21 protein-coding genes and 1 pseudogene are annotated in these 22,527 nt (G+C 70.7%); 12 read left to right on the forward strand and 10 right to left on the reverse strand.

The window, feature by feature from the left end:
- Positions 1 to 179 precede the first annotated feature (179 nt).
- The 7 genes from WJM95_RS20175 to WJM95_RS20205 all read left to right on the forward strand — a co-directional run bounded on the left by WJM95_RS20175 (position 180) and on the right by WJM95_RS20205 (position 8,673).
- On the forward strand, positions 180 to 1,238 hold the full coding sequence (locus WJM95_RS20175) for a BMP family ABC transporter substrate-binding protein (RefSeq protein WP_339131086.1): 1,059 nt from the start codon (positions 180 to 182) through the stop codon (positions 1,236 to 1,238).
- A gap of 302 nt (positions 1,239 to 1,540) precedes the next feature.
- Complete coding sequence (locus tag WJM95_RS20180; protein WP_339131087.1) at positions 1,541 to 2,593, forward strand: BMP family ABC transporter substrate-binding protein; 1,053 nt, start codon at positions 1,541 to 1,543, stop codon at positions 2,591 to 2,593.
- A gap of 243 nt (positions 2,594 to 2,836) precedes the next feature.
- The gene (locus tag WJM95_RS20185; RefSeq protein WP_339135707.1) at positions 2,837 to 4,528 is read left to right on the forward strand and encodes an ABC transporter ATP-binding protein; all 1,692 of its coding nucleotides are present in this window, start codon (positions 2,837 to 2,839) and stop codon (positions 4,526 to 4,528) included.
- Positions 4,528 to 5,652 carry an ABC transporter permease gene (locus WJM95_RS20190; RefSeq protein ID WP_339131088.1) on the forward strand — a complete coding sequence of 375 codons (1,125 nt, stop codon included), beginning with the start codon at positions 4,528 to 4,530 and terminating at the stop codon, positions 5,650 to 5,652. Before WJM95_RS20185 ends, WJM95_RS20190 begins: the two co-directional genes overlap by 1 nt.
- Before the next feature lie 59 nt (positions 5,653 to 5,711).
- Complete coding sequence (locus tag WJM95_RS20195; RefSeq protein ID WP_339135709.1) at positions 5,712 to 6,914, forward strand: ABC transporter permease; 1,203 nt, start codon at positions 5,712 to 5,714, stop codon at positions 6,912 to 6,914.
- Positions 6,911 to 7,324: a cytidine deaminase gene (locus WJM95_RS20200; protein WP_339131089.1), complete on the forward strand. Its 414-nt coding sequence runs from the start codon at positions 6,911 to 6,913 to the stop codon at positions 7,322 to 7,324. The genes WJM95_RS20195 and WJM95_RS20200 overlap by 4 nt, the downstream gene beginning before the upstream one ends.
- Before the next feature lie 65 nt (positions 7,325 to 7,389).
- Positions 7,390 to 8,673: a thymidine phosphorylase gene (locus WJM95_RS20205; protein WP_339131090.1), complete on the forward strand. Its 1,284-nt coding sequence runs from the start codon at positions 7,390 to 7,392 to the stop codon at positions 8,671 to 8,673.
- Positions 8,674 to 8,735: 62 nt separating this feature from the next.
- Here WJM95_RS20205 and WJM95_RS20210 read toward each other — a convergent pair whose 3' ends face one another.
- Positions 8,736 to 9,656, reverse strand: coding sequence for an AEC family transporter (locus tag WJM95_RS20210; RefSeq protein ID WP_339131091.1), 921 nt, complete (start codon positions 9,654 to 9,656; stop codon positions 8,736 to 8,738).
- A gap of 122 nt (positions 9,657 to 9,778) precedes the next feature.
- Between WJM95_RS20210 and WJM95_RS20215 the strand changes: the two are divergent.
- Positions 9,779 to 10,018, forward strand: a pseudogene (locus WJM95_RS20215) (hypothetical protein); the annotation flags it as partial.
- Between the two features lie 39 nt (positions 10,019 to 10,057).
- On the opposite strand, the gene WJM95_RS20220 reads toward WJM95_RS20215, so the two are convergent.
- Together WJM95_RS20220 and WJM95_RS20225 are read right to left on the reverse strand one after the other, a co-directional pair.
- Entirely contained in the window at positions 10,058 to 11,134 is a 1,077-nt protein-coding gene (locus WJM95_RS20220) for a sigma-70 family RNA polymerase sigma factor (RefSeq protein ID WP_339131092.1), read from the reverse strand.
- Positions 11,135 to 11,331: 197 nt separating this feature from the next.
- Positions 11,332 to 12,636, reverse strand: coding sequence for an MFS transporter (locus tag WJM95_RS20225; protein WP_339131093.1), 1,305 nt, complete (start codon positions 12,634 to 12,636; stop codon positions 11,332 to 11,334).
- A gap of 62 nt (positions 12,637 to 12,698) precedes the next feature.
- On the opposite strand from WJM95_RS20225, the gene WJM95_RS20230 reads away from it, so the two are divergent.
- Complete coding sequence (locus tag WJM95_RS20230; RefSeq protein WP_339131094.1) at positions 12,699 to 13,661, forward strand: LysR family transcriptional regulator; 963 nt, start codon at positions 12,699 to 12,701, stop codon at positions 13,659 to 13,661.
- A gap of 62 nt (positions 13,662 to 13,723) precedes the next feature.
- On the opposite strand, the gene WJM95_RS20235 is transcribed toward WJM95_RS20230, so the two are convergent.
- Positions 13,724 to 14,485, reverse strand: a complete 762-nt coding sequence (locus WJM95_RS20235; RefSeq protein ID WP_339131095.1) for an alpha/beta hydrolase — start codon at positions 14,483 to 14,485, stop codon at positions 13,724 to 13,726.
- Between the two features lie 113 nt (positions 14,486 to 14,598).
- Here WJM95_RS20235 and WJM95_RS20240 point away from each other — a divergent pair, with 113 nt between their 5' ends.
- Together WJM95_RS20240 and WJM95_RS20245 are read left to right on the forward strand one after the other, a co-directional pair.
- Entirely contained in the window at positions 14,599 to 15,753 is a 1,155-nt protein-coding gene (locus tag WJM95_RS20240) for an adenosine deaminase (RefSeq protein WP_339131096.1), read from the forward strand.
- A 143-nt stretch (positions 15,754 to 15,896) separates the two neighbouring features.
- Entirely contained in the window at positions 15,897 to 16,250 is a 354-nt protein-coding gene (locus tag WJM95_RS20245; protein ID WP_339131097.1) for an ATP-binding protein, read from the forward strand.
- Between the two features lie 216 nt (positions 16,251 to 16,466).
- Here the strand turns inward: WJM95_RS20245 and WJM95_RS20250 are convergent, their stop codons facing one another.
- The 5 genes from WJM95_RS20250 to afsQ1 all read right to left on the reverse strand — a co-directional run bounded on the left by WJM95_RS20250 (position 16,467) and on the right by afsQ1 (position 20,304).
- Positions 16,467 to 16,670: a PspC domain-containing protein gene (locus WJM95_RS20250; RefSeq protein WP_339131098.1), complete on the reverse strand. Its 204-nt coding sequence runs from the start codon at positions 16,668 to 16,670 to the stop codon at positions 16,467 to 16,469.
- 84 nt (positions 16,671 to 16,754) lie between these two features.
- On the reverse strand, positions 16,755 to 17,336 hold the full coding sequence (locus tag WJM95_RS20255; protein ID WP_339131099.1) for a VanZ family protein: 582 nt from the start codon (positions 17,334 to 17,336) through the stop codon (positions 16,755 to 16,757).
- Between the two features lie 63 nt (positions 17,337 to 17,399).
- Positions 17,400 to 18,050 (reverse strand): hypothetical protein, encoded by a 651-nt coding sequence (locus WJM95_RS20260; RefSeq protein WP_339131100.1) that lies wholly within the window; start codon positions 18,048 to 18,050, stop codon positions 17,400 to 17,402.
- On the reverse strand, positions 18,047 to 19,630 hold the full coding sequence (locus WJM95_RS20265; protein ID WP_339131101.1) for a HAMP domain-containing sensor histidine kinase: 1,584 nt from the start codon (positions 19,628 to 19,630) through the stop codon (positions 18,047 to 18,049). The genes WJM95_RS20260 and WJM95_RS20265 overlap by 4 nt, the downstream gene beginning before the upstream one ends.
- On the reverse strand, positions 19,627 to 20,304 hold the full coding sequence (gene afsQ1, locus WJM95_RS20270; protein ID WP_037625670.1) for a two-component system response regulator AfsQ1: 678 nt from the start codon (positions 20,302 to 20,304) through the stop codon (positions 19,627 to 19,629). The genes WJM95_RS20265 and afsQ1 overlap by 4 nt, the downstream gene beginning before the upstream one ends.
- Positions 20,305 to 20,600: 296 nt before the next feature.
- Here afsQ1 and WJM95_RS20275 point away from each other — a divergent pair, with 296 nt between their 5' ends.
- Complete coding sequence (locus WJM95_RS20275) at positions 20,601 to 21,395, forward strand: SigE family RNA polymerase sigma factor (protein WP_339131102.1); 795 nt, start codon at positions 20,601 to 20,603, stop codon at positions 21,393 to 21,395.
- Between the two features lie 260 nt (positions 21,396 to 21,655).
- Here WJM95_RS20275 and WJM95_RS20280 read toward each other — a convergent pair whose 3' ends face one another.
- A complete protein-coding gene (locus WJM95_RS20280; protein WP_339131103.1) occupies positions 21,656 to 22,294 on the reverse strand; it encodes a uridine kinase in 639 nt (212 codons plus the stop codon).
- Positions 22,295 to 22,527: the final 233 nt, after the last annotated feature.

The raw sequence follows: 22,527 nt of genomic DNA on the forward strand, positions 1-22,527 counted from the left end.
GTGAAGGACACTGCGTCCCGCTACACGCCTTTCGGCCGCGTGGTTCACAAGGACGTAACCGGCCATCGGCACGAATGGATAACGGCCAGGCGGAATCCCGTTCCCTGGACGGTCTACGCGCGTTAATGTGCGCCGAACTCAGCACCCACTGCGGGGCTTTGGAGAATGGGGAACTTCAGATGCGTCGGATAGCCAGCCTGACCCGCGTCGCGGTGGGGGTCGCGTCGCTCGCACTCGCCGCCACCGCCTGCGGCGGCACCAGCAGCGACAGCAACAGCAGCAGCAACAGCAGTTCGAGCGGTGGCGCCAAGGGCCTCGCGATCGCGTACGACGTCGGCGGCAAGGGCGACCAGTCCTTCAACGACGCCGCGTTCGAGGGCCTCCAGAAGGCCAAGAAGGAGTTCGGCTACCAGACGGCCGACGTCGAGCCCACCGACAACGAGACCGACGCCGACAAGCAGCAGCGTCTGGAGTCGCTGGCCAGGCAGGGCTACAACCCGGTCATCGGCATCGGCTTCGCCTACGGCCCCGCGCTGGAGAAGGCCGCCGCGAAGTTCCCGAAGACCAGCTTCGGCATCGTGGACTCGGTCGTCCCGGGCAAGAACGTGGCCTCCCTGGTCTTCGCCGAGCAGGAGTCCTCCTACCTCGCCGGTGTCGCGGCCGCCAAGGCCACCAAGAGCAACGTCGTCGGCTTCATCGGCGGCGTGGACGTTCCGCTGATCCACAAGTTCGAGGCCGGCTACACCCAGGGCGTCAAGGACACCAAGCCCGGCGTCAAGGTCCTCTCGCAGTACCTGACGCAGACCGCCGCCGAGGGTGGCTTCTCCAGCCCCGACAAGGGCAAGGCCGCCGCCGAGGGCCAGATCGAGAAGAAGGCCGACGTCCTCTACGCCGCGGCCGGCCTCTCCGGCCAGGGTGTCATTGAGGCCGCGTCCAAGGCGGGCGTGTGGGCGATCGGTGTCGACTCCGACCAGTACAAGCAGGCGGCGCTGTCCGCGTACAAGGACAAGATCCTGACCTCCGCGCTCAAGGACGTCGGCGGCGCGGTCTACAGCATGGCTGGCTCGGTGCACGACGGTAAGCCGCTGACGGGCACGCAGACCTTCGACCTCAAGGTCAACGGTGTCGGCCTCGCCGACAGCAACCCGAAGATGGCGCAGATCGCCGGTCTGACCGACGCCGTGGCGAAGGCCAAGGCTGCCATCATCGCCGGTGACATCAAGGTCAAGACCTCCTAGCGAGGTGGGCGCGACGGGCCCCGCCCGCCGCGCTCACGCCCGACGGGCGAACACAACCGAAGCACAGCGGAACGGGCGGGCACCCCAGGTGCCCGCCCGTTCCGCTGCCCGCACGCGAAGTCACCCTCCGCGACCTTCCCTTTGCGATCGGCACGCCCCGGCCCCACGGGCGAGTGGCGTCGGGCACAGCCGCATAACAAGGTGGACAGAAGGGGTTTTCTAGTTGGTCTACGCGCGTTAATCTGCGGCGAAGCCAGCGCCGAAGCTGAACCGTCAGGCGCTGAACGACAGGAGCACACGTAATGCGCCGGGTTACCCGCATCGCGCTCGCAGGCACTGCGACCGCCTCTCTCGCCCTCGCTCTGTCCGCCTGTGGCGGCACCTCGACCTCCTCGTCCTCCTCGGACTCCAAGAGTGGTCACAAGGGCCTCGCTCTCGCGTACGACGTCGGCGGCAAGGGCGACCAGTCCTTCAACGACGCCGCGTACGAGGGTCTGAAGAAGGCGAAGGCCGAGTTCAAGTACGCCACCGCCGACCTCGAGCCCACCGACGGCGAGACGGACGCGGACAAGACGCAGCGCCTGATCTCGCTGGCCAAGCAGGGTTACAACCCGGTCATCGGCATCGGCTACTCCTACGGCCCTGCCGTCAAGGCCGCCGCGGCCAAGCTCCCGAACACCACGTTCGGCATCGTCGACGACTCCACCGTCACGGCGAAGAACGTCGCGGACCTGGTCTTCTCCGAGCAGGAGGCCTCCTACCTGGCCGGCGTCACCGCCGCCAAGGCCACCAAGAGCAACACCGTCGGCTTCATCGGCGGCGTGGACGTTCCGCTGATCCACAAGTTCGAGGCGGGCTTCGAGCAGGGTGTCAAGGACACCAAGCCCGGCGTCAAGGTCCTCTCGCAGTACCTGACGCAGACCGCCCAGGAGGGTGGCTTCTCCAGCCCCGACAAGGGCAAGACGGCCGCCGAGGGCCAGATCGAGAAGAAGGCCGACGTCGTCTACGCGGCGGCCGGTCTGTCCGGTCAGGGTGTCATCGAGGCCGCCTCCGCCAAGAAGGTCCTGGCGATCGGTGTCGACTCCGACCAGTACCAGCAGGCCGCGCTCGCGCAGTACAAGGACGCGATCCTGACCTCCGCGACCAAGGATGTCGCCAAGGCGGTCTACAACCTGGCGAAGTCGGTCGAGGACGGTAAGCCCGAGAGCGGTATCGTTCGGGGCGATCTGAAGTCCGGTGAGGTCGGCCTGGCCGACTCCAACCCGTCCTTCAAGAGCAACACCGCGATCCAGGACGCCGTCAAGGCCGCCCAGGAGAAGATCATCAGCGGTGCGATCAAGGTCAAGACCAGCTGACGAGAGTTACCTCAGGAGCAGCCAATGCGGTCCCGGGGAAGTACGGGCAAGTCTCAGTGCCGTCCGGCACGGGGAGGCGCCCGTTCTGCCCCGGAGTCGCTTGGTAACCGCGGGGTTACGTCCGCTCAACGGGATACGAGGAGTCTTGCTCCACGTATCCCGTTCTCGCGGCCTGTGGCCCCTTTCGTTGCCGTAGGGGCGCTACGCGCGTAGACGACCCCCTTTCCCTCAGGAGAGTGCGCCATCAACGCGTCCAGCAGCCCTCCGGCCGGCGCGGTCGACGGTCAGACGACCGCTGTCGAACTCGCCGGGATCACCAAGCGATTCCCTGGCGTCGTGGCCAACCACGACATCCACCTCAGCGTCCGCAAGGGCACCGTGCACGCCCTCGTCGGCGAGAACGGCGCCGGCAAGTCGACGCTGATGAAGATTCTCTACGGCATGCAGAAGCCGGACGAGGGCACCATCGCCGTCGACGGCGAACAGGTCACCTTCTCGTCGCCCGGCGACGCCATCGCCCGCGGCATCGGCATGGTCCACCAGCACTTCATGCTGGCCGACAACCTCACCGTCCTGGAGAACGTCGTCCTCGGCAGCGAGAAGCTGTACGGGATCGGCGCCAAGGCCCGCCGCAAGATCGTGGAGCTCTCCGAGCGCTACGGTCTCGGAGCCCGCCCCGACGTCCTCGTCGAGGAACTCGGTGTCGCCGACCGGCAGCGCGTGGAGATCCTCAAGGTCCTCTACCGCGGTGCCCGCATCCTGATCCTCGACGAGCCCACCGCCGTCCTGGTGCCGCAGGAGGTCGACGCGCTCTTCGACAACCTGCGCGAGCTCAAGGCCGAGGGCCTGTCGGTCATCTTCATCTCCCACAAGCTGGGCGAGGTCCTCTCCGTCGCCGACGACATCACCGTCATCCGGCGCGGCACGACGGTCGGCACCGCCGTCCCGTCCGAGACGACCCCGCGCCAGCTCGCCGAGCTGATGGTCGGCAGCGAACTGCCCACGCCGGAGACGTCCGAGTCGACGGTCACCGACCAGGCCGTGATCGAGGTCGACGACCTGGTCGTCTTCGCCAAGGGCTCGGTGTCGATGGGCAAGGGCTCCGCCGCCCTGCTCATGGACGAGGTGGAGCGCGGCGCCGTACGGCTCGTGCTCGACCACGTCTCCTTCACCATCCACGCCGGTGAGGTCATGGGCATCGCGGGCGTCGAGGGCAACGGCCAGACCGAGCTCATCGACGCGCTGATCGGCCTGAAGGCAGCCGACTCCGGCGTCATCCGGTTCGCGGGCGAGGACATCACCGCGCTGTCCACGCGCAAGCGCCGCGAGAACGGCATCGGCTACATCCCCGAGGACCGTCACCGCCACGGCCTTCTCCTGGAGGCCCCCCTCTGGGAGAACCGCATCCTCGGCCACGTCACCGAGAAGCCCAACGCCAAGGGTGTCTGGATCGACATCAAGGGTGCCCAGCAGGACACCCGCCGCATCGTCGAGCAGTACGACGTGCGCACCCCCGGCATCGACGTCACCGCGGCCTCCCTGTCCGGCGGCAACCAGCAGAAGCTGATCGTCGGCCGCGAGATGAGCCACAAGCCGAAGTTCCTGATCGCCGCCCACCCCACCCGCGGTGTGGACGTCGGTGCCCAGGCGCAGATCTGGGACCAGATCCGCGCGGCGCGCCGCGAGGGACTCGCCGTCCTGTTGATCTCGGCGGACCTGGACGAGCTGATCGGCCTGTCCGACACGCTCCGGGTGATCTACAACGGCAAGCTGGTCGCGGACGCGGACCCGGCCACCATCACCCCGGAGGAACTCGGCTCGGCCATGACCGGCGCCGCCTCCGGACACCTGGAGAACGAGGAGCTCGCCGAAGCGGCCGAGCTCGAAGAGCCCGCCGAGAACCCGGCGGACGCCCCGGAAGACGAGGCCCGCTGATGAAGAAGTTCGACAAGGAGCGCATCCTCCTCGGAGTGGCCGGACCGGTCATCGCGCTCGTCGTCGCCGTGGCGCTGACGTCGATCGTGCTGCTCGCCTCGGGCAAGAGCCCGATCGAGCCGTACACGATCATGTTCCAGCAGGCGACGTACTCCGACATCCAGGTCCTGATCATCAACCAGGCCTCGCTGTACTACATCGCGGCGCTCGCGGTGGCCATCGGCTTCCGGATGAACCTGTTCAACATCGGTGTGGACGGCCAGTACCAGCTCGCCGCCATGATGGCCGCGATCGTCGGCGCGCACGTCGCGCTGCCGGCCGCGCTCCAGGTCCCGCTGCTGATGCTGACCGCGATCTGCACCGGCGCGTTCTGGGCCGGCATCGCCGGTGTCCTCAAGGTCACCCGAGGGGTCAGCGAGGTCGTCGCGACGATCATGCTGAACGCGATCGCGACCTCCGTCATCGCCTACCTGTGGCTGCCGGACGTCTTCGGCGTCAAGCTCGGCAACAACAACACCACCGGCGAGATGCACAAGTCCGGCTGGATCCCCGGCTTCAACATGGGCGACGCGGGCGAGATCTACGGCCTGGTCATCCTCGCCGTGCTCCTCGGCATCGGCTACTGGATCGTCCTCAACCGCACCCGCTTCGGCTTCGACCTGCGCGCCTCCGGCGCCTCCGAGTCCGCCGCCGCGGCCAGCGGCGTCGACCCCAAGCGCATGGTGCTCACCGCGATGCTGCTCTCCGGCGGCATCGCCGGTCTCGCGGGTCTGCCGATCCTGCTCGGCGACACCCACACGTACAGCCTGAACTTCCCGGTCGGCATCGGCTTCCTCGGCATCGGTATCGCACTCCTCGGCCGCAACAGCCCCGTCGGCATCGCGTTCGCGTCCCTGCTGTGGGCCTGGCTCGACAAGGCCTCGCCCGAGCTCGACTTCCACGGGTACGACAAGGAGATCGCGGTCATCATGCAGGGCCTCATCGTGATCGCCGTCGTCGTGTCCTACGAGTCCGTGCGCGAGTGGGGTCTGCGCCGCCAGCAGCGCCGCGTCGGCGCGGAACTCGCCGCGGGCAACGTCCTCGGCGGCACCGACAACACCCAGAAGGAGGTGGCTGGCCAGTGACCACCGCAACCGACGTCAACCAGCCCACGCTTCAGCCCGCGGCTCCCGGCAGCCGCCGGATGTCGCTTCCCGTCCTCCTGCTGGTGATCGCGGGCGCCCTGGCGCTCACCTCGATCGTCCGGATCATCACCGGCGCCGACGGCATCACCAACGTCAGCCAGATGTCGACCGCCCTCGAACTGGCCGTCCCGATCGGCCTGGCCGGTCTCGGCGGTCTGTGGGCCGAGCGCTCCGGCGTCGTCAACATCGGCCTCGAAGGCATGATGATCCTCGGCACCTGGTTCGGCGCCTGGGCCGGTTACCAGTGGGGCCCGTGGACCGGTGTCCTGATCGGCATCATCGGCGGCGCCCTCGGCGGCCTGCTGCACGCGATCATCACGGTCACCTTCAACGTCAACCACATCGTCTCCGGTGTGGCCATCAACATCCTCGCGCTCGGCGTCACCCGCTATCTGTCCCCGATGGCCTTCGTGGGCCACGAGGGCGGCTCGGCCAAGCAGTCCCCGCCGGTCGACTCGCTCGGCCAGTTCACCGTGCCAGGGCTCTCCGACTGGCTCACCACCCTGAACTCCAAGGGCTGGTTCTTCATCTCGGACCTCGCGGGTCTGCTCGGCGGTCTGGTCACCGACGTCTCCTGGCTCACCCTGATCGCCATCGCGCTGATCCCCGGCACCTGGTGGGTTCTGTGGCGCACCTCGTTCGGTCTGCGCCTGCGCTCCTGCGGCGAGAACCCGATCGCGTCCGAGTCGCTCGGCGTGAACGTCTACAAGTACAAGTACATCGCCGTGATCATCTCCGGCGGACTGGCCGGCCTCGGCGGAGTCTTCCTCTCCCTCGTCGCCAACCCCTTCTACCTGGAGGGCCAGACCGCCGGCCGCGGCTACATCGGTCTCGCGGCGATGATCTTCGGCAACTGGATGCCCGGCGGCCTCGCGCTCGGCGCCGGACTGTTCGGCTACACCGACAGCCTCAACCTGCGCGGCGGCTCGGAGAACGTCCACGCCCTGCTGCTGCTCGGCGCCATCCTGCTCGCCATCGGCGCGATCTGGCTCGCGGTCAAGAAGAAGTACGTCTCGGCCGTCATCACCCTGGTCGTCGGCGTCCTCGCCTTCCTCTGGTACGCCACGACCAACGAGGTGCCCAGCCAGATCGTCTCCGCCACGCCGTACGTCATCACCCTCCTCGTCCTCTCCCTGTCGGCGCAGCGCCTGCGCATGCCGAAGGCGGACGGCCTGCCGTACCGGAAGGGACAGGGCAAGTGACAGCCGCCGGCGCGGAGTCCGCGGACGTCGACTGGGAGGAGCTGCGGGAGGTGGCCCGTACGGCGATGACCCGTGCGTACGCCCCCTACTCGGACTTCCCGGTCGGCGCCGCCGCCCGCGTCGACGACGGCCGGATCGTCTCCGGCTGCAACGTCGAGAACGCCTCCTACGGCCTCGGCCTGTGCGCCGAGTGCGGTCTGGTCTCCGAACTGCGGGCCACCGGAGGCGGCCGGCTGACGCACTTCACCTGCGTCGACGGGCAGGGCGAGATCCTCGTCCCGTGCGGACGCTGCCGGCAGCTGCTGTTCGAGTTCGGCGGGGAGGAACTGATCCTGGAGACACCGCTCGGGCTCGTGCCCCTCTCCGAGATGCTCCCGCAGGCCTTCGGGCCGGGCCATCTCACCAAGTAATGCCCCGCGGCCCCTCCGACCGGCTGAAGCCGGGGAGGGGCCGCTCATCTTTCGGAAGGAACGCCATGGCCATGGACGCCGTCTCCGTCATCCGCACCAAGCGGGACCGCGCCGAGCTCAGCGACGCGCAGATCGACTGGGTCATCGACGCGTACACCCGCGGCGAGGTCGCCGACTACCAGATGGCCGCCCTCAACATGGCGATCCTGCTCAACGGCATGAACCGCCGTGAGATCGCCCGCTGGACGGCCGCGATGATCGCCTCGGGCGAGCGCATGGAGTTCTCCTCCCTGTCCCGCCCGACCGCCGACAAGCACTCCACGGGCGGCGTCGGCGACAAGATCACCCTCCCGCTGGCCCCGCTCGTCGCCGCCTGCGGCGCGGCCGTGCCCCAGCTGTCCGGGCGCGGCCTCGGCCACACCGGCGGCACCCTGGACAAGCTGGAGTCGATCCCGGGCTGGCGCGCGCTGCTGTCCAACGAGGAGATGCTGCACGTCCTCGACACCACCGGCGCGGTCATCTGCGCGGCCGGCGACGGACTCGCCCCGGCCGACAAGAAGCTCTACGCGCTCCGTGACGTCACCGGCACCGTCGAGGCCATCCCGCTCATCGCCTCCTCGATCATGTCCAAGAAGATCGCCGAGGGCACCGGCTCGCTGGTCCTGGACGTGAAGGTCGGCACCGGCGCCTTCATGAAGACCATCGAGGACGCCCGCGAGCTGGCCTCCACCATGGTCGGCCTCGGCACCGACCACGGTGTGAAGACGGTCGCGCTCCTCACCGACATGTCGACGCCGCTCGGCCTGACCGCGGGCAACGCCCTCGAGGTCCGCGAGTCCGTCGAGGTCCTCGCCGGCGGCGGCCCCGCCGACGTCGTCGAGCTCACCGTCGCCCTGGCCCGCGAGATGCTCGACGCGGCCGGAATCAAGGACGCCGACCCGGCGAAGGCGCTCGCCGACGGCTCCGCGATGGACGTGTGGCGCCGCATGATCGCCGCGCAGGGCGGTGACCCGGACGCCACGCTCCCCGTCGCCCGCGAGCAGCACGTCGTGACGGCGTCGGCCTCCGGTGTGCTGACCCGCCTCGACGCGTACGACGTCGGCATCGCCGCCTGGCGCCTGGGCGCCGGACGCGCCCGCAAGGAGGACCCGGTGCAGGCCGGCGCGGGTGTCGAGCTGCACGCCAAGCCTGGTGACACGGTCACCGCGGGCCAGCCCCTGATGACCCTCCACACGGACACCCCGGACCGCTTCGACTACGCGCTCCAGGCCGTCGAGGGCTCGTACGACATCGCCGCGGCGGGTACGGACTTCAAGCCGAGCCCGATCGTGCTGGACCGCATCGCCTGACCTGCGGTCTCATCCTTCCGACGAACGGGACCGGTCGACCTCCGCCGGTCCCGTTCGGCAAGTCAGCCGAGGAGCGCCGCCACCACGACGAGCACCGGCACCGAGGCCACCGTCGACAGCAGGATCGAGTCCCGGGCCAGGCGCTCGCCCACGCCGTAGCTGGAGGCGTAGGTGAAGAGGTTCTGGGCGGCCGGCAGGGCCGAGGTCACCACGACGTCGAGCAGCTGGGCTCCGTGCAGGCCGAAGACGCCCGAGGCCATCGCCCAGGCCGCCGCCGGCTGGCCCACCGACTTCAGCGCCACCGACAGGAGCACCGGGAACCGGTCGGGACCCCGGCCCGGCATCGTGCTGCCGCACAGCGAGATGCCGAAGGCGAGCAGGACCGCGGGCACCGACATGTTGCCGATCAGCGTGAGCGGGTCGAGGACCGGGCCGGGGATGCTCAGGCCGCTCGCCGAGACGGTGACCCCGGCGAGCGAGCCGACCGCGATCGGATTGCGCAGGGGAGTGAGCAGCCGACGCCACAGCGAGCCCTCGGCACCCTCGCCCGACAGGTCGAGGACCGTCAGCGCGACGGGCGTCACGCCGATCAGCTGGAACAGCAGCACGGGCGCCACCAGCGAGGCGTCGCCCAGGACGTACACGGCGATCGGGATGCCCAGGTTGCCGGAGTTCACATAGCTGGAGCACAGCGCGCCGATCGTCGTCCGGCCCACGCCCCAGCCCCGGACGGCACCCACCGCGACGAAGACGCCCGCCACCGCGGCCGTGCTCATCGCCGTGACCAGGAGCCGGGCGGAGAAGATCACCGACAGGTCGGCCCGCGCGAGCATGGTGAACAGCAGGGCCGGGGAGGCCACGTGGAACGCGAGTCTGGTCAGCACCTCGCGGCCGTGCTCCCCGAGATGACCGCCCCTGCCGAGCGCGTACCCGACGCCGATGACGACGGCGATGACCGCGAAGCCGCTCAGCACCCCCTGCACGGAGCCCCCTCGGCGCGGAGAGGGCCGTCGGGTATCGCGGGCGGAACCGGTTCATGGGGCATGCATCCAACCCAACGGGGAGGAGCGGGCACGGGTCAATGTGATCTTCCGGACCGTCCGCGATGAGTTCGGAGCCGCCGGCCGGTCTACTGACCGTGGACTCCGCGAAACCGGCCGTGCTCGTGCTGCCGGGACTCCTCGCCCCGGGCGAGGTGCCCCGGCTCTGCGAGGCCGTCCGGGCGCTCCTCGGCACGACCGGCGCCGGGGTGGTGATCTGCGACGTCGAGGGCCTCGGGCCGCCCGGACTCACCGCCGTCGACGCGCTGGCGCGCATGGAACTGGCGGCCCGCCGTGCGGGCGGCCGGATACGCCTGCACGGCCCGGACCCCGCGCTGAGCGCCCTACTCGACCTCGTCGGCCTGCGCTTCGAGACCTGCGCCGGTTCCGGGCGCGCCGACTGCCCCCTCGCCGACGGACCCGGACTCCCCGGATCCGTCGAGACGCAGGGGGAGCCCGAAGAGCGGGAACCAGCGGGCCGTGTCCAGGAAGCAGTGGAACCCGGCGATACGGCCCTTTGAGATCTCCAGGGCCTGCACCGCCCAGGCCGTGTGACCGATCCCGTCCTCGTCCGGCTTGTACTGGGCGAAGCCCGGCAGGCCGTTGACCTCGACCGGGACCAGCCGCGAACCGGCGCAGGCCGCGCCCAGGGTCGTCATGAAGCCCGTGATGTCCTCGGGGCCGCGCAGCCACAGGTCGAACGGCGGCATCGTCATGACCGCGTCCTCGTGCAGGAGTGCCGTCAGGGCCGTCATGTCGTACCCCTCGAAGGCCGCCACATAGCGCTCCAGGAGCTTTTGCTGCTCCTCGTCGAGCGGGTCGGAGACGGCCGCGTCCGCGCCTTCCCCGGCCTTCTCCGCGAGCGTCGCCCGGGCTCTCTGGAGCGCGCTGTTGACCGAGGCGACCGTGGTTCCGAGGAGCTCGGCGACCTCGCTCGCCCGCCACGCCAGGACCTCGCGCAGGATCAGCACCGCGCGCTGCTTGGGCGGCAGCTGCTGGAGGGCCGCCATGAAGGCCAGACGCACCGACTCCTTGGCCACCGCCGCCTCCGCCGGGTCACCGGTCGACGGCAGCACGCGGGCGTCGGGCACCGGCTCCAGCCAGGTGTTGTCCGGGCGCGGGGTGAGCGCGGCCCGGGCGAGCGGGGAGGGGGCCGAGAGATCCATCGGACGAGCCCTTCGGTTGCCCGCGTTGAGCATGTCGAGACAGACGTTCGTGGCGATCCGGTAGAGCCAGGACCGCATCGAGGAGCGGCCCTCGAACTTGTCGTAGCTGCGCCAGGCGCGGACCATGGTGTCCTGCACCGCGTCCTCGGCCTCGAAGGACGAGCCGAGCATGCGGTAGCAGTACCCGGTCAGCTCGACCCGGTGCCTCTCCAGCCGGACGTCCAGGTCCGTCGTCGTCGCCGTACCCTCGCTCATCGCCAACCCACCCCTGTGGCCGTCGCCGGTTCGCGCGGTCTCGCGCCGGCACTTCGGAAGCTACCGCAGCCCACTGACAATGGCGTGCGGAGCGGACATGACGGCAGGTCACAGGGGGTGTTCGTGAGGGCCCCGAGAAGTGCTTGAGGAACCCCGAGGCCCCGGGGACCCCGCTCGGGGCCCTCCGGGGCGGGACCTCAGCGGGCGGGCGCGGGAACGGGAGCGCTGCGTGCGGCGGTACGCGCCGCGCGGGAGCCGAACAGGGTGATCGAGACGACGCCGAGGACCGCGAACAGCCCCATGGCCACCGTGCCCGCCCAGCCCCCCACGTGGAAGGCGACCGCGCCCAGGGTGCTGCCCGCGCTGGAGCCGATGTAGTACGCGGACTGGTACAGCGCCGACGCCTGGGCCCGTCCCTCCTTCGCGGTGTGGCTCACCGACGACGACGCGACCGCGTGGCCCGCGAAGAAGCCCGCGGTGATCAGGACCAGACCGAGCAGGACCAGCGCGAGCGAACCGGCGAGGGACAGCAGCAGACCGGCGGTCGTGGTGGCGCCCGCGAGATAGAGGGAGCCGCGGCGGCCGACACGGCCGGCCAGACGGCCCGCCGTCGACGCCGACACCGTACCGACGAGATAGACCAGGAAGACGGAGCCGACGATGCCCTGCGGGAGCGAGAAGGGCGCCTCGGCGAGGCGGTAGCCGATCACCGTGTAGACCCCGCCGAACACCATCATGAACAGCGCGCCGATCGCGTACAGACGGCACAGCAGCGGGTTCGCCAGATGGCCGCGCACTGTGCGGGCCAGCACCCGGGGCCGCAGCGAACCCCGCGTGAAGTGCCGCGGCGCCGGAAGCAGCAGCCGGAAGGCCACCGCGCAGACCACGGCGATCAGCCCGATCGTGCCGACGGCGACCCGCCAGCCCCATTCCTGCGCCACCCAGCCGGTGATGATCCGGCCGCTCATCCCGCCGACGCTGTTGCCGGCGACGAACAGACCGATCGCGGTGATCAGCGCCTTGGGGCGGACCTCCTCCGCCAGATACGCCGTCGCCGACGCCGGGAGTCCCGCGAGCGCCGCGCCCTGCACCGCCCGCAGTGCCACCAGCGCCCCGATCGAGGGCGCGAAGGGGACCAGGAGACCGACGGTGACCGCCACCACGAGGGACGCCGTCATCAACGTACGCCGTCCGAAACGCTCCGACAGCGCGCTCATCGGCAGGACGAACAGCGCGAGGCCGCCCGTGGCCGCCGACACCGTCCAGCTCGCCTCGCCCGCGCTCACCCCGAAGTCCGAGGAGACCAGCGGGAGCAGGGCCTGGGTGGAGTAGAGGAGCGCGAAGGTCGCGACACCGGCCAGGAAGAGCGCGAAGCTCATCCTGCGGTAGCCGGGCCCGCCGGGGGCCATGCGGGAGTCGGTGGCGGCGGGGACGGAGACGGCGGCGGGAGCGGAGGCGGCGGCGCCCGTGGTGACGGGCGCCCCGGTACTGGCGGAAGGCATACCCCGAACGTAGGGACCGACCGTTCATCCGTCCAATGCATGGAATCGCCATAATCGTTCCCATGGCGCATCAGCAGAGGTCAGAGGCTCACCTGTCACCGTTCAGTGACACAGAAGACGGCGCGCACTTCGCGAGGCTGCTCGCTCCGCGCCTGGCGTACTTCGCCGGCGTCGCGCGCACCGAGCACGTCACCCGGGCCGCCGAGCAGATGCGGGTCCCGCAGTCGACCCTGTCCAGGGCCATGGTCAGGCTCGAACAGGACCTGGGCGTCGACCTGTTCGCGCGCCACGGCCGGACGGTGTCGCTGACCCCCGCGGGCCGTGCCTTCCTCTCCTCCGTGGAGCGGGCCCTCGCCGAGGTCGAGCGCGCCGCCGAGGAGGTGCGCGCGGACGCCGACCCGGCCACCGGCAAGGTCGCGTTCGGCTTCCTGCACACGATGGGCTCGGAGACGGTACCGGGGCTGATCCGCGCCTTCCGCGCCGATCACCCGGGCATCCGGTTCAGCCTCGTGCAGAACTACGGGGAGGCCATGCTGGAGCGGCTGCGGTCGGGCGAGCTCGACCTGTGTCTGACCTCGCCCGTGCCGGACGCCCCCGATCTGGTGGGCCGCCGACTCGACGAGCAGAAGCTGCGGCTGGTCGTGCCCGCCGACCATCCGCTCGCCGGGCGCAGGCGGGTGCGTCTCGCCGAGGCGGCCGACGAGATCTTCGTGACCCTGGAACCCGGCTACGGGATGCGCCGCATCACTGACGACCTGTGCCAGGAGGCGGGGTTCAGACCGCGGATCGCCTTCGAGGGCGAGGAGGCGGAGACGCTCCGGGGCCTGGTCGCGGCCGGCCTCGGGGTCGCCCTGCTGCCGCCACCGGCCGTCGCCCGTCCGGGAGTCGTCGAACTGACGGTCACCGCCCCGCGCGCCGTGCGCGAGATCGGCGTCGCCTGGCTGGACGGCCACCCGGACACCCCGCCGGTGGCCGCCTTCAAGAAGTTCCTGCTCTCCCGCCGGGGCCACCTGCTGCCCGACTGACCGGTCCCGGACGCCGGGCGGACGCGCCCGTCGCCGGGTGGACGCGCAGGGCCGGACAGGCTCTAGCGGCGCAGCGACTGCCCGAAGCCCGCCGCGAGCGGCATCCGCAGGCCCAGTGGCGGCGGTGCGGCGAAGGCGTCCTCGACCGGGCGGGAGTAGGCGTGCCCGAACAGCGAGCCCAGCACGAAGTCCTCCGCGAGGGCGAGGACTTCGTGCCGGTGCTGGTGCAGCGCGTGCCCGTCGGAGTGGACCTCGAAGCGGCAGATGCCGCGGTTGGCCTTCTTCGCGCGGGCCGCGAGCCGGAAGGACAACTCCGGGTCGGTACGGGCGTCGTTGGTGCCGTGCACGATCAGCACCCGCCGCCCGGCCAGCTGTTTCACCGGTTCGGGTGGCGCGGCGACGTCCTCCTCGGGCAGCCAGGGTGCCAGCGCCAGCACGGAGTTGACGGCCGGATGCCCGCCCGCGCGCAGCGCCGCCCGGCCGCCCATGTCGATGCCGGCCAGGCACACGGGCACGTCGCCGTAGCGGCGGACGATCTCGTCGGCGGCCCAGGAGGCGTCGGCCGCGAGATGGGCCTCGCTGCCGTTCCAGCCGCGGACGCGGTAGTGCACCACGTGGGTGACCAGGCCCTCCGCGCGTCCGGCGCGGGTCAGCCTGCGCCCCAGCGCGCGTACGGAGGCGGTCGCCATCATGGGTGAGGGTCTTCGGGCCGAGCTCTCCTCGCCGCCCGGAAGCAGCAGAACAACTCCGCTGACCGCCGTCGGCTCCGGGCCGATCGCCCTCCCCAGCCGGGCCCTGCGAACCGCCGTCGCTTGCTGTGCCATGACAGAACAGTGTCAGAAGCAAGGGTGTACGCCACCCGTCCGCACGGTCACCGTTACATATCGGCGGATGCGTACATCAGGAGATCTACGCGCGTAGGGGCTACAGTGCCGAAATGACGAGCCAGATCCGGAACACCCCGAGCGCGGAGCAGATCCGCCGGGCGCCCAAGGTCCTGCTGCACGATCACCTCGACGGGGGCCTGCGCCCCGGCACGATCGTCGAACTCGCCCGCGACACCGGCTACTCGGGCCTGCCCGAGACCGATCCCGGCAAGCTCGGGATCTGGTTCCGGGAGGCGGCCGACTCCGGTTCGCTGGAGCGGTATCTGGAGACGTTCGCCCACACCTGCGCCGTCATGCAGACCCGTGAGGCCCTGGTGCGGGTCGCCGCCGAGTGCGCCGAGGACCTGGCCGAGGACGGGGTCGTCTACGCCGAGGTGCGGTACGCGCCCGAACAGCACCTGGAGGGCGGGCTCAGCCTCGAAGAGGTCGTCGAGGCGGTCAACGAGGGCTTCAGGGAGGGCGAACGGCTGGCCCGGGAGAACGGCCACCGCATCAGGGTCGGCGCCCTGCTGACCGCGATGCGGCACGCGGCCCGCGCCCTGGAGATCGCCGAACTGGCCAACCGCTACCGCGACTCGGGCGTCGTCGGCTTCGACATCGCGGGCGCCGAGGCGGGATTCCCGCCCACCCGGCACCTCGACGCCTTCGAGTACCTCAAGCGCGAGAACAACCACTTCACCATCCACGCCGGTGAGGCGTTCGGACTGCCGTCCATCTGGCAGGCCCTCCAGTGGTGCGGCGCCGACCGCCTCGGGCACGGCGTCCGCATCATCGACGACATCCAGGTCCGCGAGGACGGCTCGGTGGAGCTCGGGCGCCTCGCGTCGTACGTCCGTGACAAGCGCATCCCGCTGGAGCTGTGCCCGAGCTCGAACCTCCAGACCGGCGCCGCGGACTCCTACGCCGCCCACCCCATCGGACTGCTGCGCCGGCTGCATTTCCGCGCCACGGTCAATACCGACAACAGATTGATGTCGGGCACGAGCATGAGCCGGGAATTCGAGCACCTGGTCGAGGCGTTCGGTTACTCGCTCGACGACATGCAGTGGTTCTCGGTCAATGCTATGAAGTCAGCATTCATTCCTTTCGATGAACGACTCGCCATGATCAATGACGTGATCAAGCCCGGATATGCAGAATTGAAGTCCGAATGGCTGTTCCAGCAGACCGCTTCCACCAGCGGTTCTGCGGGAGGTCAGGCCTGATCGAGGCGAATGGAAAGCGGCCGGGTCTTCACTTTTCCTCCATGACTCGGCCGCTTTTCGATGTTTGCGGACGGCGGGATCACGTGTTTACGGTTCTGGACCGCTCACATACCCGTCTCACCCACCCCAAGGACGCATTCACGATGAAGCAGTCTGCTGCCAAGACTCTCGGTGTCGCCGCTCTCGGCGCCGCATTCGCCGCCGTCGGCGCGGGTGCCGCGAACGCCGCCCCGGCCGTGCCGGACGCCTCCTCGGCGCTCGACACCGTCACGAGGACGCTGCCCGCCGAGAACGTCGCCGCGATGCTGCCCGGAGCCGGTCAGACGCTCGCCCAGAGCCAGAGCGCGCTCGGCTCGGGCGTGGCCGCCGCGAAGCCCGCCGCCACGCGTCTGCTCGCCGACGGGCCGGCCGCGCCCGTGGCCGGGCTGCTCGGGGGTCTGCCGCTCCAGGGTCTGCCCACGCACGGCCTGCCGGTCAACGGGATCCCGCTGGGCTGACGCGCCCCGCCCGCGCTCCCCGGCCGCCGGAGAGCCCCCTGCCTGTCCGAGCTCGGGGCCTTCCGCCGTACGAGGACCGGTTCGCGTGTGTTCCGGCCGCGCCCGTCCCCGGCCGTACGAACGCCGGTGGGGCGCACCCTTCTCGGGTGCGCCCCACCGGCGTTCGCCATGTGCGGATGCGGTCGCCCCCCGGCGTCCGCCGGGTCCCGCCGCGGGTCACCAGGCGCGCTGGGCGACCTTGTCCTCGGACGGGAAGAGGATCCACAGCGCTATGTAGAGCAGGAACTGCGGGCCGGGGAGCAGGCAGGACAGGACGAAGACGACACGCATCGTCGTCGCCGAGGTGCCGAAGCGCCGTGCCAGCGCAGCACAGACTCCGCCGATCATGCGGCCGTTCGTGGGGCGGGCAAGGGCGGTCATGGTGGCTCCTTCGCGAACCGTCGTCGAGTGCCGGCGGGACCGGCCTCCTCGTTCTCACCGGTGTCTTCACCGATGTCCTCAACGCTACGAGGACGACGTGCGCGAGACCTCGCTCCAGGGAGCGATCCCGACCCTGGGAATCGTCGGGGTCCTACCCTGAGCGTGCTCCTCCGGGAGGACGGCCGCACGACGCCGGGTCTCGGCCCTGCGGCGCAGCCGGGCCCGGACGGCGGGCACGATCGCGAGGTGCGCGAGGGCCACGCCGACGGTGTTCAGGATGATCGAGTCGATGTCCACGACCTGGCCGGGCACCCCGGTCTGGAGCAGTTCTATGCCCAGCGACAGCAGCACGCCGGCCGCGGTCGTGCGCAGCAGTGAGCCGACCCGGGAGACACAGAGCCTGCCCCCCGCCATCGGGAGCAGCACCCCGAGCGGGGCGAGCAGCCCGAGGCCCGCGGCGATACGCCGGGCCGCCACCTCGGGGCCCAGTGCGAGGTCGGCTCTGATGCCCGCGAAGGGCCGCAGGTTGGCGGCGCTCACCCAGGGGACGTCCAGCGGACGCAGCGTGATCCAGGCGACGAGCGCCAGATGTGCGACGAGGAGGACACCTCCTGCCACACGGACGCGGGTGACGGCGCTGCCGTCCTCTGAACCATGACGCTGCACGCCCCCCAAGACGCGGAGTCCGGCACGATCGGTTCCGCTGCGGTGCTTTTCGGCCCCGCAGCGTCACGAACCCCGGACCGCCGTGGACGTGGGGGCCTTGTCGCCGGGGGCGGCGCGCGTCTCGGGCGTGCACTCGTAACTGCGCAGGCCGGCGGGGGCGGGACCGCCCAGGACGACACTGCCGTCGTCCCGCGCCGCGGCCGAGTCCGAGAAGGTGCAGACGATCTGGGCCAGCGCCGTCGAGGTGAGGTCCTGCGGCGGGGTGCTCAGCCGGAGCGTGTCCTCGGGGTCCCCGGCGCGGGGACCGCTGACCGTCATGCCGCCGCGTACGTCCGTCGTGTACCCGGCCTGCTCCTCGGGCGTCGACGGCGCCTCGGCGAGCTCGTCCAGCAGCGCCTGGGCCACCAGGACCCGGCGCGCGGCCTCCGCCGTGCCGTCCGCGATGCGCACCGACCGGTCGACCGTCACCAGCTGCTCCGAGCACAGCAGGAAGACCTGGACCGGGACCCCGTGCGAGGACTGGGTGGTGATGTCGGGGCCGGAGAGCGCGCAGGGCACCCGCGAGGGAGCCGGACCGAAGTCGGTGGGCACCTGCGTGGGCCGGATGCCGCACCCGGTGAGCAGCGCGGCGAGCAGCGGAACGGCCAGCCAGGGCAGCGCCCTTCGGCGGGAGGAGGGGCCCGTTCCCGGGCCGGTGGGGTGTGCGGTGGTCATCCGGCGGTGCCTTCCGTGCCGTTCGCCGGCGCGGAGCCGTCACGGTCCCGCGGGTCGCCGGCGAGCAGTTCCGAGGGGTCCTGGGGCAGGCGCAGCGTGAACACGGCCCCGCCCTCGGGAGAGTTCGCCGCGGTGATCCCGCCGCCGTGGATGTGCGCGTTCTCCAGGGCGATGGACAGGCCCAGACCGCTGCCCTCGGACCGCGGGCGGGACGCGCTGGCCTTGTAGAACCGGTCGAAGACGTGCGGCAGGACGTCCTCGGGGATGCCGGGGCCGTGGTCCCGCACCTCGATGACCAGGTCCTCGCCCTCGAGCCGCACCGACACCCGCACCGGAGAGCCGCCGTGCTTGAGCGCGTTGCCGATCAGGTTCGCCAGGATCACGTCGAGGCGGCGCGGGTCGAGCCGTGCCGTCATCCCGCGCTCGGCGTCCAGGTCGACGGCGTCCAGCCAGGCGCGGGCGTCGATGCACGCGGTGATCTGGTCCGCGATGTCGACGTCGTCGAGGATGAGCCGGGCGGTGCCCGCGTCGAAGCGGGTCACCTCCATCAGGTTCTCCACGAGGTCGCCGAGCCGCCGGGTCTCGCTGACGACCAGCCGTACGGCCGGCTCGATCATCGGGTCGACGCTGCCGGTCTGCGCGTCCAGTTCCTCTTCGAGGATCTCGGTGACGGCGGTGATCGCGGTGAGCGGTGTCCGCAGCTCGTGGGACATGTCGGCGACGAACCGGCGGGACGCCTCGTCCCGGGCGCTCATGTCCGCGACCCGTTTCTCCAGCGACTCCGCCGTCCGGTTGAACGTCCGTGACAGATCGGCGAGTTCGTCCGTGCCGGAGACCCGCAGCCGGGTGTCCAGCTTGCCCTCGCCGAGCCGGCGGGCCGCGATGCCGAGGCGGTGGACCGGCTTGAGGACCGTGGTCGCGGCGGCCTGGGCGAGCAGCGCGGAGCCGATCAGGGCCAGCCCCGTCGCGATCCCGAGGGACCAGGCCAGGGAGTTGAGGTCCTTGGCCTCCGGCTCCAGGGACTTGAGCATGTAGCCGGTCGTGCTGCCGTCGATCACGCGGGCCCCGCCCACCAGATACGACTTGTCGTGCTCGGTGATCCGCTGCCAGTACAGGTGGTACGCGGAGGTGTTGGTCGAGGTCAGCGGCTGCTGCCTGTTCACCGCGTTCCGCAGGGACTTGGGCACGTCCTCCAGCGTGAACGTGTCCAGCTCCGAGTTGCCGGTGATCATCTTGCCGTCGACGTCCTCGGCGGTCAGCAGCACGCTGAAGCGCTGGCTGCTGTTGGCCATCTGCCCGGCCGTGCGCTGGAGTTCGTCCTGCGCCGGGTGCACGGGCAGCATGCTCGCGTGGTTGCGCATCTCCTGCTGGAAGTCGCGCAGCACCGCGTCCTGGGTACGCGTCAGCACGGCCTCGCGGTTGAGCCAGTACGCGATGCCCGAGGCGGACACCGCGGCGGTGAGCGCCACGAGGCCGAACACCACGACCAGGCGCAGCCGAAGACTGGTGAAGCGCAGACCGGACAGCAACGCCTTGCGCGCCGCGGCCCAGCCGCGGAGCTTGTCCTGCGGTTTGGTCACTGAGGGTTGTCCAGCCGATAGCCGACGCCGCGCACGGTACGGATCAGGGTGGGCGAGGACGGCACGTCCTCCACCTTGGCGCGCAGCCGCTGCACACAGGCGTCGACCAGGCGCGAGTCGCCGAGGTAGTCGTGCTCCCACACCAGGCGCAGCAACTGCTGCCGGGACAGGGCCTGTCCGGGCCTGCGGCTCAGCTCAAGGAGCAACCGCAGCTCGGTGGGCGTCAGTTGCAGGTCCTCACCGTTCTTGGTGACCGTCATGGCGGCACGGTCGATGACCAGCGAGCCGAACGACGCCGAGTCGTTCGCCTCCCGCTCGCCGCGGCGCAGCACGGCACGGATCCGGGCGTCGAGCACCCGGCCCTGCACCGGCTTGACGACGTAGTCGTCGGCGCCGGACTCCAGTCCGACCACGACGTCGATGTCGTCACTGCGCGCGGTCAGCAGAATGATCGGCAGCTGGTCGGTGCGCCGGATGCGCCGGCACACCTCGAAACCGTCGATGCCGGGCAGCATCACATCCAGCACGATCAGATCCGGTCGCTGCTCGCGCAGCAGCTTCAGACCGTCCTCGCCGGTGGCAGCGGTGGCCACCCGGTGACCCTGGCGCGTCAAAGAGAGCTCCAGGGCCGTCCGGATGGCGTCGTCGTCCTCGATCAGCAACAGGGAAGGCACGGACGTCATTCTGGCCCATGTCAGGCCCGGGTATCGACTGTTGGAGCGCTCCCACTCACCTCCCGGCCACATCGGAAGCCCTCCCGGGCGGCGGCCGGGGCCCGAGGGATCATCTGCGTAGTCGTACCGCTCTTCTCTGTGATCGGGCTGTGCCGCGCCCGGGGCCGGCCCCTGTGACAGGTCTGTGACAGTCGGCGGACACGGCCATGAAGTGGGCCCGGCAGGCTTCTCGGCACAAGGCAGGACGCACGACGGAACGAACCGAAGATCCGGGACTCCACGACGGGGGGCGCGAGATGAACACGCTGCACAGCACCAGCACTAGCGCAGTTGTCACGCGGCTCCACGACGTCAACCGGACGGCGGAGAAGTCCGGTGTCGTGAGCCAGCGGGGGTGCGCTCGTGGCGCCGGGCGTCAGCACACCGTGTACATGACGGTGGTTGACGGATTCACGGGGGAGAACACCACGGCGCAGGCCGCCGTGGGCACGACGGGGGGGAAGGCTCACGGGGGAGCCGCGTACGGGGAGGGCTCGGGGGAGCGTCGCTCCGGGACGGTGAGCGCGGAGGCCGAAGCGGCCTTCACCGCCTACGTCCAGGAGCGCCGCGCCTCCCTGTACGCAACCGCCTACCACCTGACCGGTGACCGCTTCGAGGCCGAGGACCTGCTCCAGAGCGCGCTGTTCTCGACGTACCGGGCCTGGGACCGGATCAGTGACAAGGCCGCGGTCGGGGGCTACCTCCGCCGCACCATGACGAACCTGCACATCAGCGCGTGGCGCCGCCGCAAGCTGAACGAGTACCCGACCGAGGAGCTGCCGGAGACGCCCGGCGACACGGACGCGATGCGCGGCACGGAGCTGCGCGCGGTCCTGTGGCAGGCGCTCGCCCGGCTGCCCGAACTCCAGCGCACGATGCTGGTCCTCCGCTACTACGAGGGCCGCACCGACCCGGAGATCGCGGAGATCCTCGGCATCAGTGTCGGCACGGTGAAGTCGAGCATCTGGCGGTCGCTCCGCCGGATGCGCGAGGACGAGGTCCTCAGCTTCGGCCGTGACGAGGAGGAGTCCTTCGGGGAGCTCGTCGCCTGAGGGAACGGGGGGCCGGCTCCGGGGGGAGCCGGTGACGGGAGGTCGGTTCCGGGGGGAGCCGACACCGACGGGGTCACGGGGAAACGGGTCACGGGGATACAGACCGTGTCACGGGGGACCACGGGGGAAGAGAAGAAGGTCCAGGCGGTCGGGGGTCCGCTTGGACCTTCTTCGTGTTCAGGGGGCGCGGACCCGGCGGAGCCCCGCGGCCGTCATGGCCGCGATGGCTGTCGTGACGGGCCACGCGGCGCCGTGATGGGCTACGCGGCCGTCGTGGGCGCGGACGCCCGCCGCGCGGCCGAGGCCGCCGTCAGCCGGTCCAGCGCCTCGTCCCGGTCGCACGGGTGGGCGCCGAGAGCCGCCTGGCGGGCCACGATGGACCGCTCGGAGCGCATCAGCCGCCAGCCGCGCCGCAGCAGGAACGGAACCGACTTGCGGCCCTCCCTCAGGTCCCGCACGAACCGGCGCCTGAACGTGGTCACCGCGCCCCGGGACAGGCACAACGCGTCGGCGAGAAGGCCGAGTTCGCGGCAGCGCCCGACGATCTCGGCGGCGAAGATCCCCTCCGCGATGAACAGCGGTGCCCCGTCGATGCCGAGGGCCTCGGCCCCGGTGCGGGCGCTCAGGGAGATGTCGTAGACGGGGACGGTCGTCCGTCCCGTACGGCACAGTTCCTCGATCGCGGCGACGGCGGTGTCCGCGTCCCACGACCGCGGGTGGTCCCAGTCGATGTCCTCGCTGCCCTCGACCTGGGGCAGCGTCGGGTCCGTGGCCTCTTTGTAGAAGTCGTCGAGACGGAGCACGGGGAGTCCCGAGGCGGCGGCGAGAAGGGACTTCCCGGATCCGGAGGGGCCGCAGAGCAGCACCACGCGGGCGGGTATCGGGAGAGGGGAACCCAAGGGTCTGTACCTTCTGTGACAGGTCCGGCGGACCGCGCGTCGGCGCGGTTCCCCCTCATTATCCCCGGCTCCGCCGCGGGTGCGGACGGATACCGGACGGATGTGACGAGTGGCGCTGATATGCCTGTTGCCCCGCAGGGGCGAATCCGTCGCGGAGTTCGCCCGGGCACGATCCGGGTCAACTACTCTGCGTGTCGCACCCATCGCACTGTGCTTCACGTCCCCCGTTGTTC

Source organism: Streptomyces sp. f51 (assembly GCF_037940415.1).
In the GTDB taxonomy this organism is placed as follows: domain Bacteria; phylum Actinomycetota; class Actinomycetes; order Streptomycetales; family Streptomycetaceae; genus Streptomyces.

Bases quoted from the DNA above. Each gene is read 5' to 3' on its own strand.
- WJM95_RS20275 (WP_339131102.1), top strand. From the start codon at position 20,601: ATGAACACGCTGCACAGCACCAGCACTAGCGCAGTTGTCACGCGGCTC.
- WJM95_RS20180 (WP_339131087.1), top strand. From the start codon at position 1,541: ATGCGCCGGGTTACCCGCATCGCGCTCGCAGGCACTGCGACCGCCTCT.
- WJM95_RS20230 (WP_339131094.1), top strand. From the start codon at position 12,699: ATGGCGCATCAGCAGAGGTCAGAGGCTCACCTGTCACCGTTCAGTGAC.
- WJM95_RS20250 (WP_339131098.1), bottom strand. From the start codon at position 16,670: ATGACCGCCCTTGCCCGCCCCACGAACGGCCGCATGATCGGCGGAGTC.
- WJM95_RS20240 (WP_339131096.1), top strand. From the start codon at position 14,599: ATGACGAGCCAGATCCGGAACACCCCGAGCGCGGAGCAGATCCGCCGG.
- WJM95_RS20225 (WP_339131093.1), bottom strand. From the start codon at position 12,636: ATGCCTTCCGCCAGTACCGGGGCGCCCGTCACCACGGGCGCCGCCGCC.
- WJM95_RS20195 (WP_339135709.1), top strand. From the start codon at position 5,712: ATGTCGCTTCCCGTCCTCCTGCTGGTGATCGCGGGCGCCCTGGCGCTC.
- WJM95_RS20190 (WP_339131088.1), top strand. From the start codon at position 4,528: ATGAAGAAGTTCGACAAGGAGCGCATCCTCCTCGGAGTGGCCGGACCG.
- WJM95_RS20245 (WP_339131097.1), top strand. From the start codon at position 15,897: ATGAAGCAGTCTGCTGCCAAGACTCTCGGTGTCGCCGCTCTCGGCGCC.
- WJM95_RS20205 (WP_339131090.1), top strand. From the start codon at position 7,390: ATGGCCATGGACGCCGTCTCCGTCATCCGCACCAAGCGGGACCGCGCC.
- WJM95_RS20235 (WP_339131095.1), bottom strand. From the start codon at position 14,485: ATGGCACAGCAAGCGACGGCGGTTCGCAGGGCCCGGCTGGGGAGGGCG.
- WJM95_RS20260 (WP_339131100.1), bottom strand. From the start codon at position 18,050: ATGACCACCGCACACCCCACCGGCCCGGGAACGGGCCCCTCCTCCCGC.
- WJM95_RS20220 (WP_339131092.1), bottom strand. From the start codon at position 11,134: ATGAGCGAGGGTACGGCGACGACGACGGACCTGGACGTCCGGCTGGAG.
- WJM95_RS20175 (WP_339131086.1), top strand. From the start codon at position 180: ATGCGTCGGATAGCCAGCCTGACCCGCGTCGCGGTGGGGGTCGCGTCG.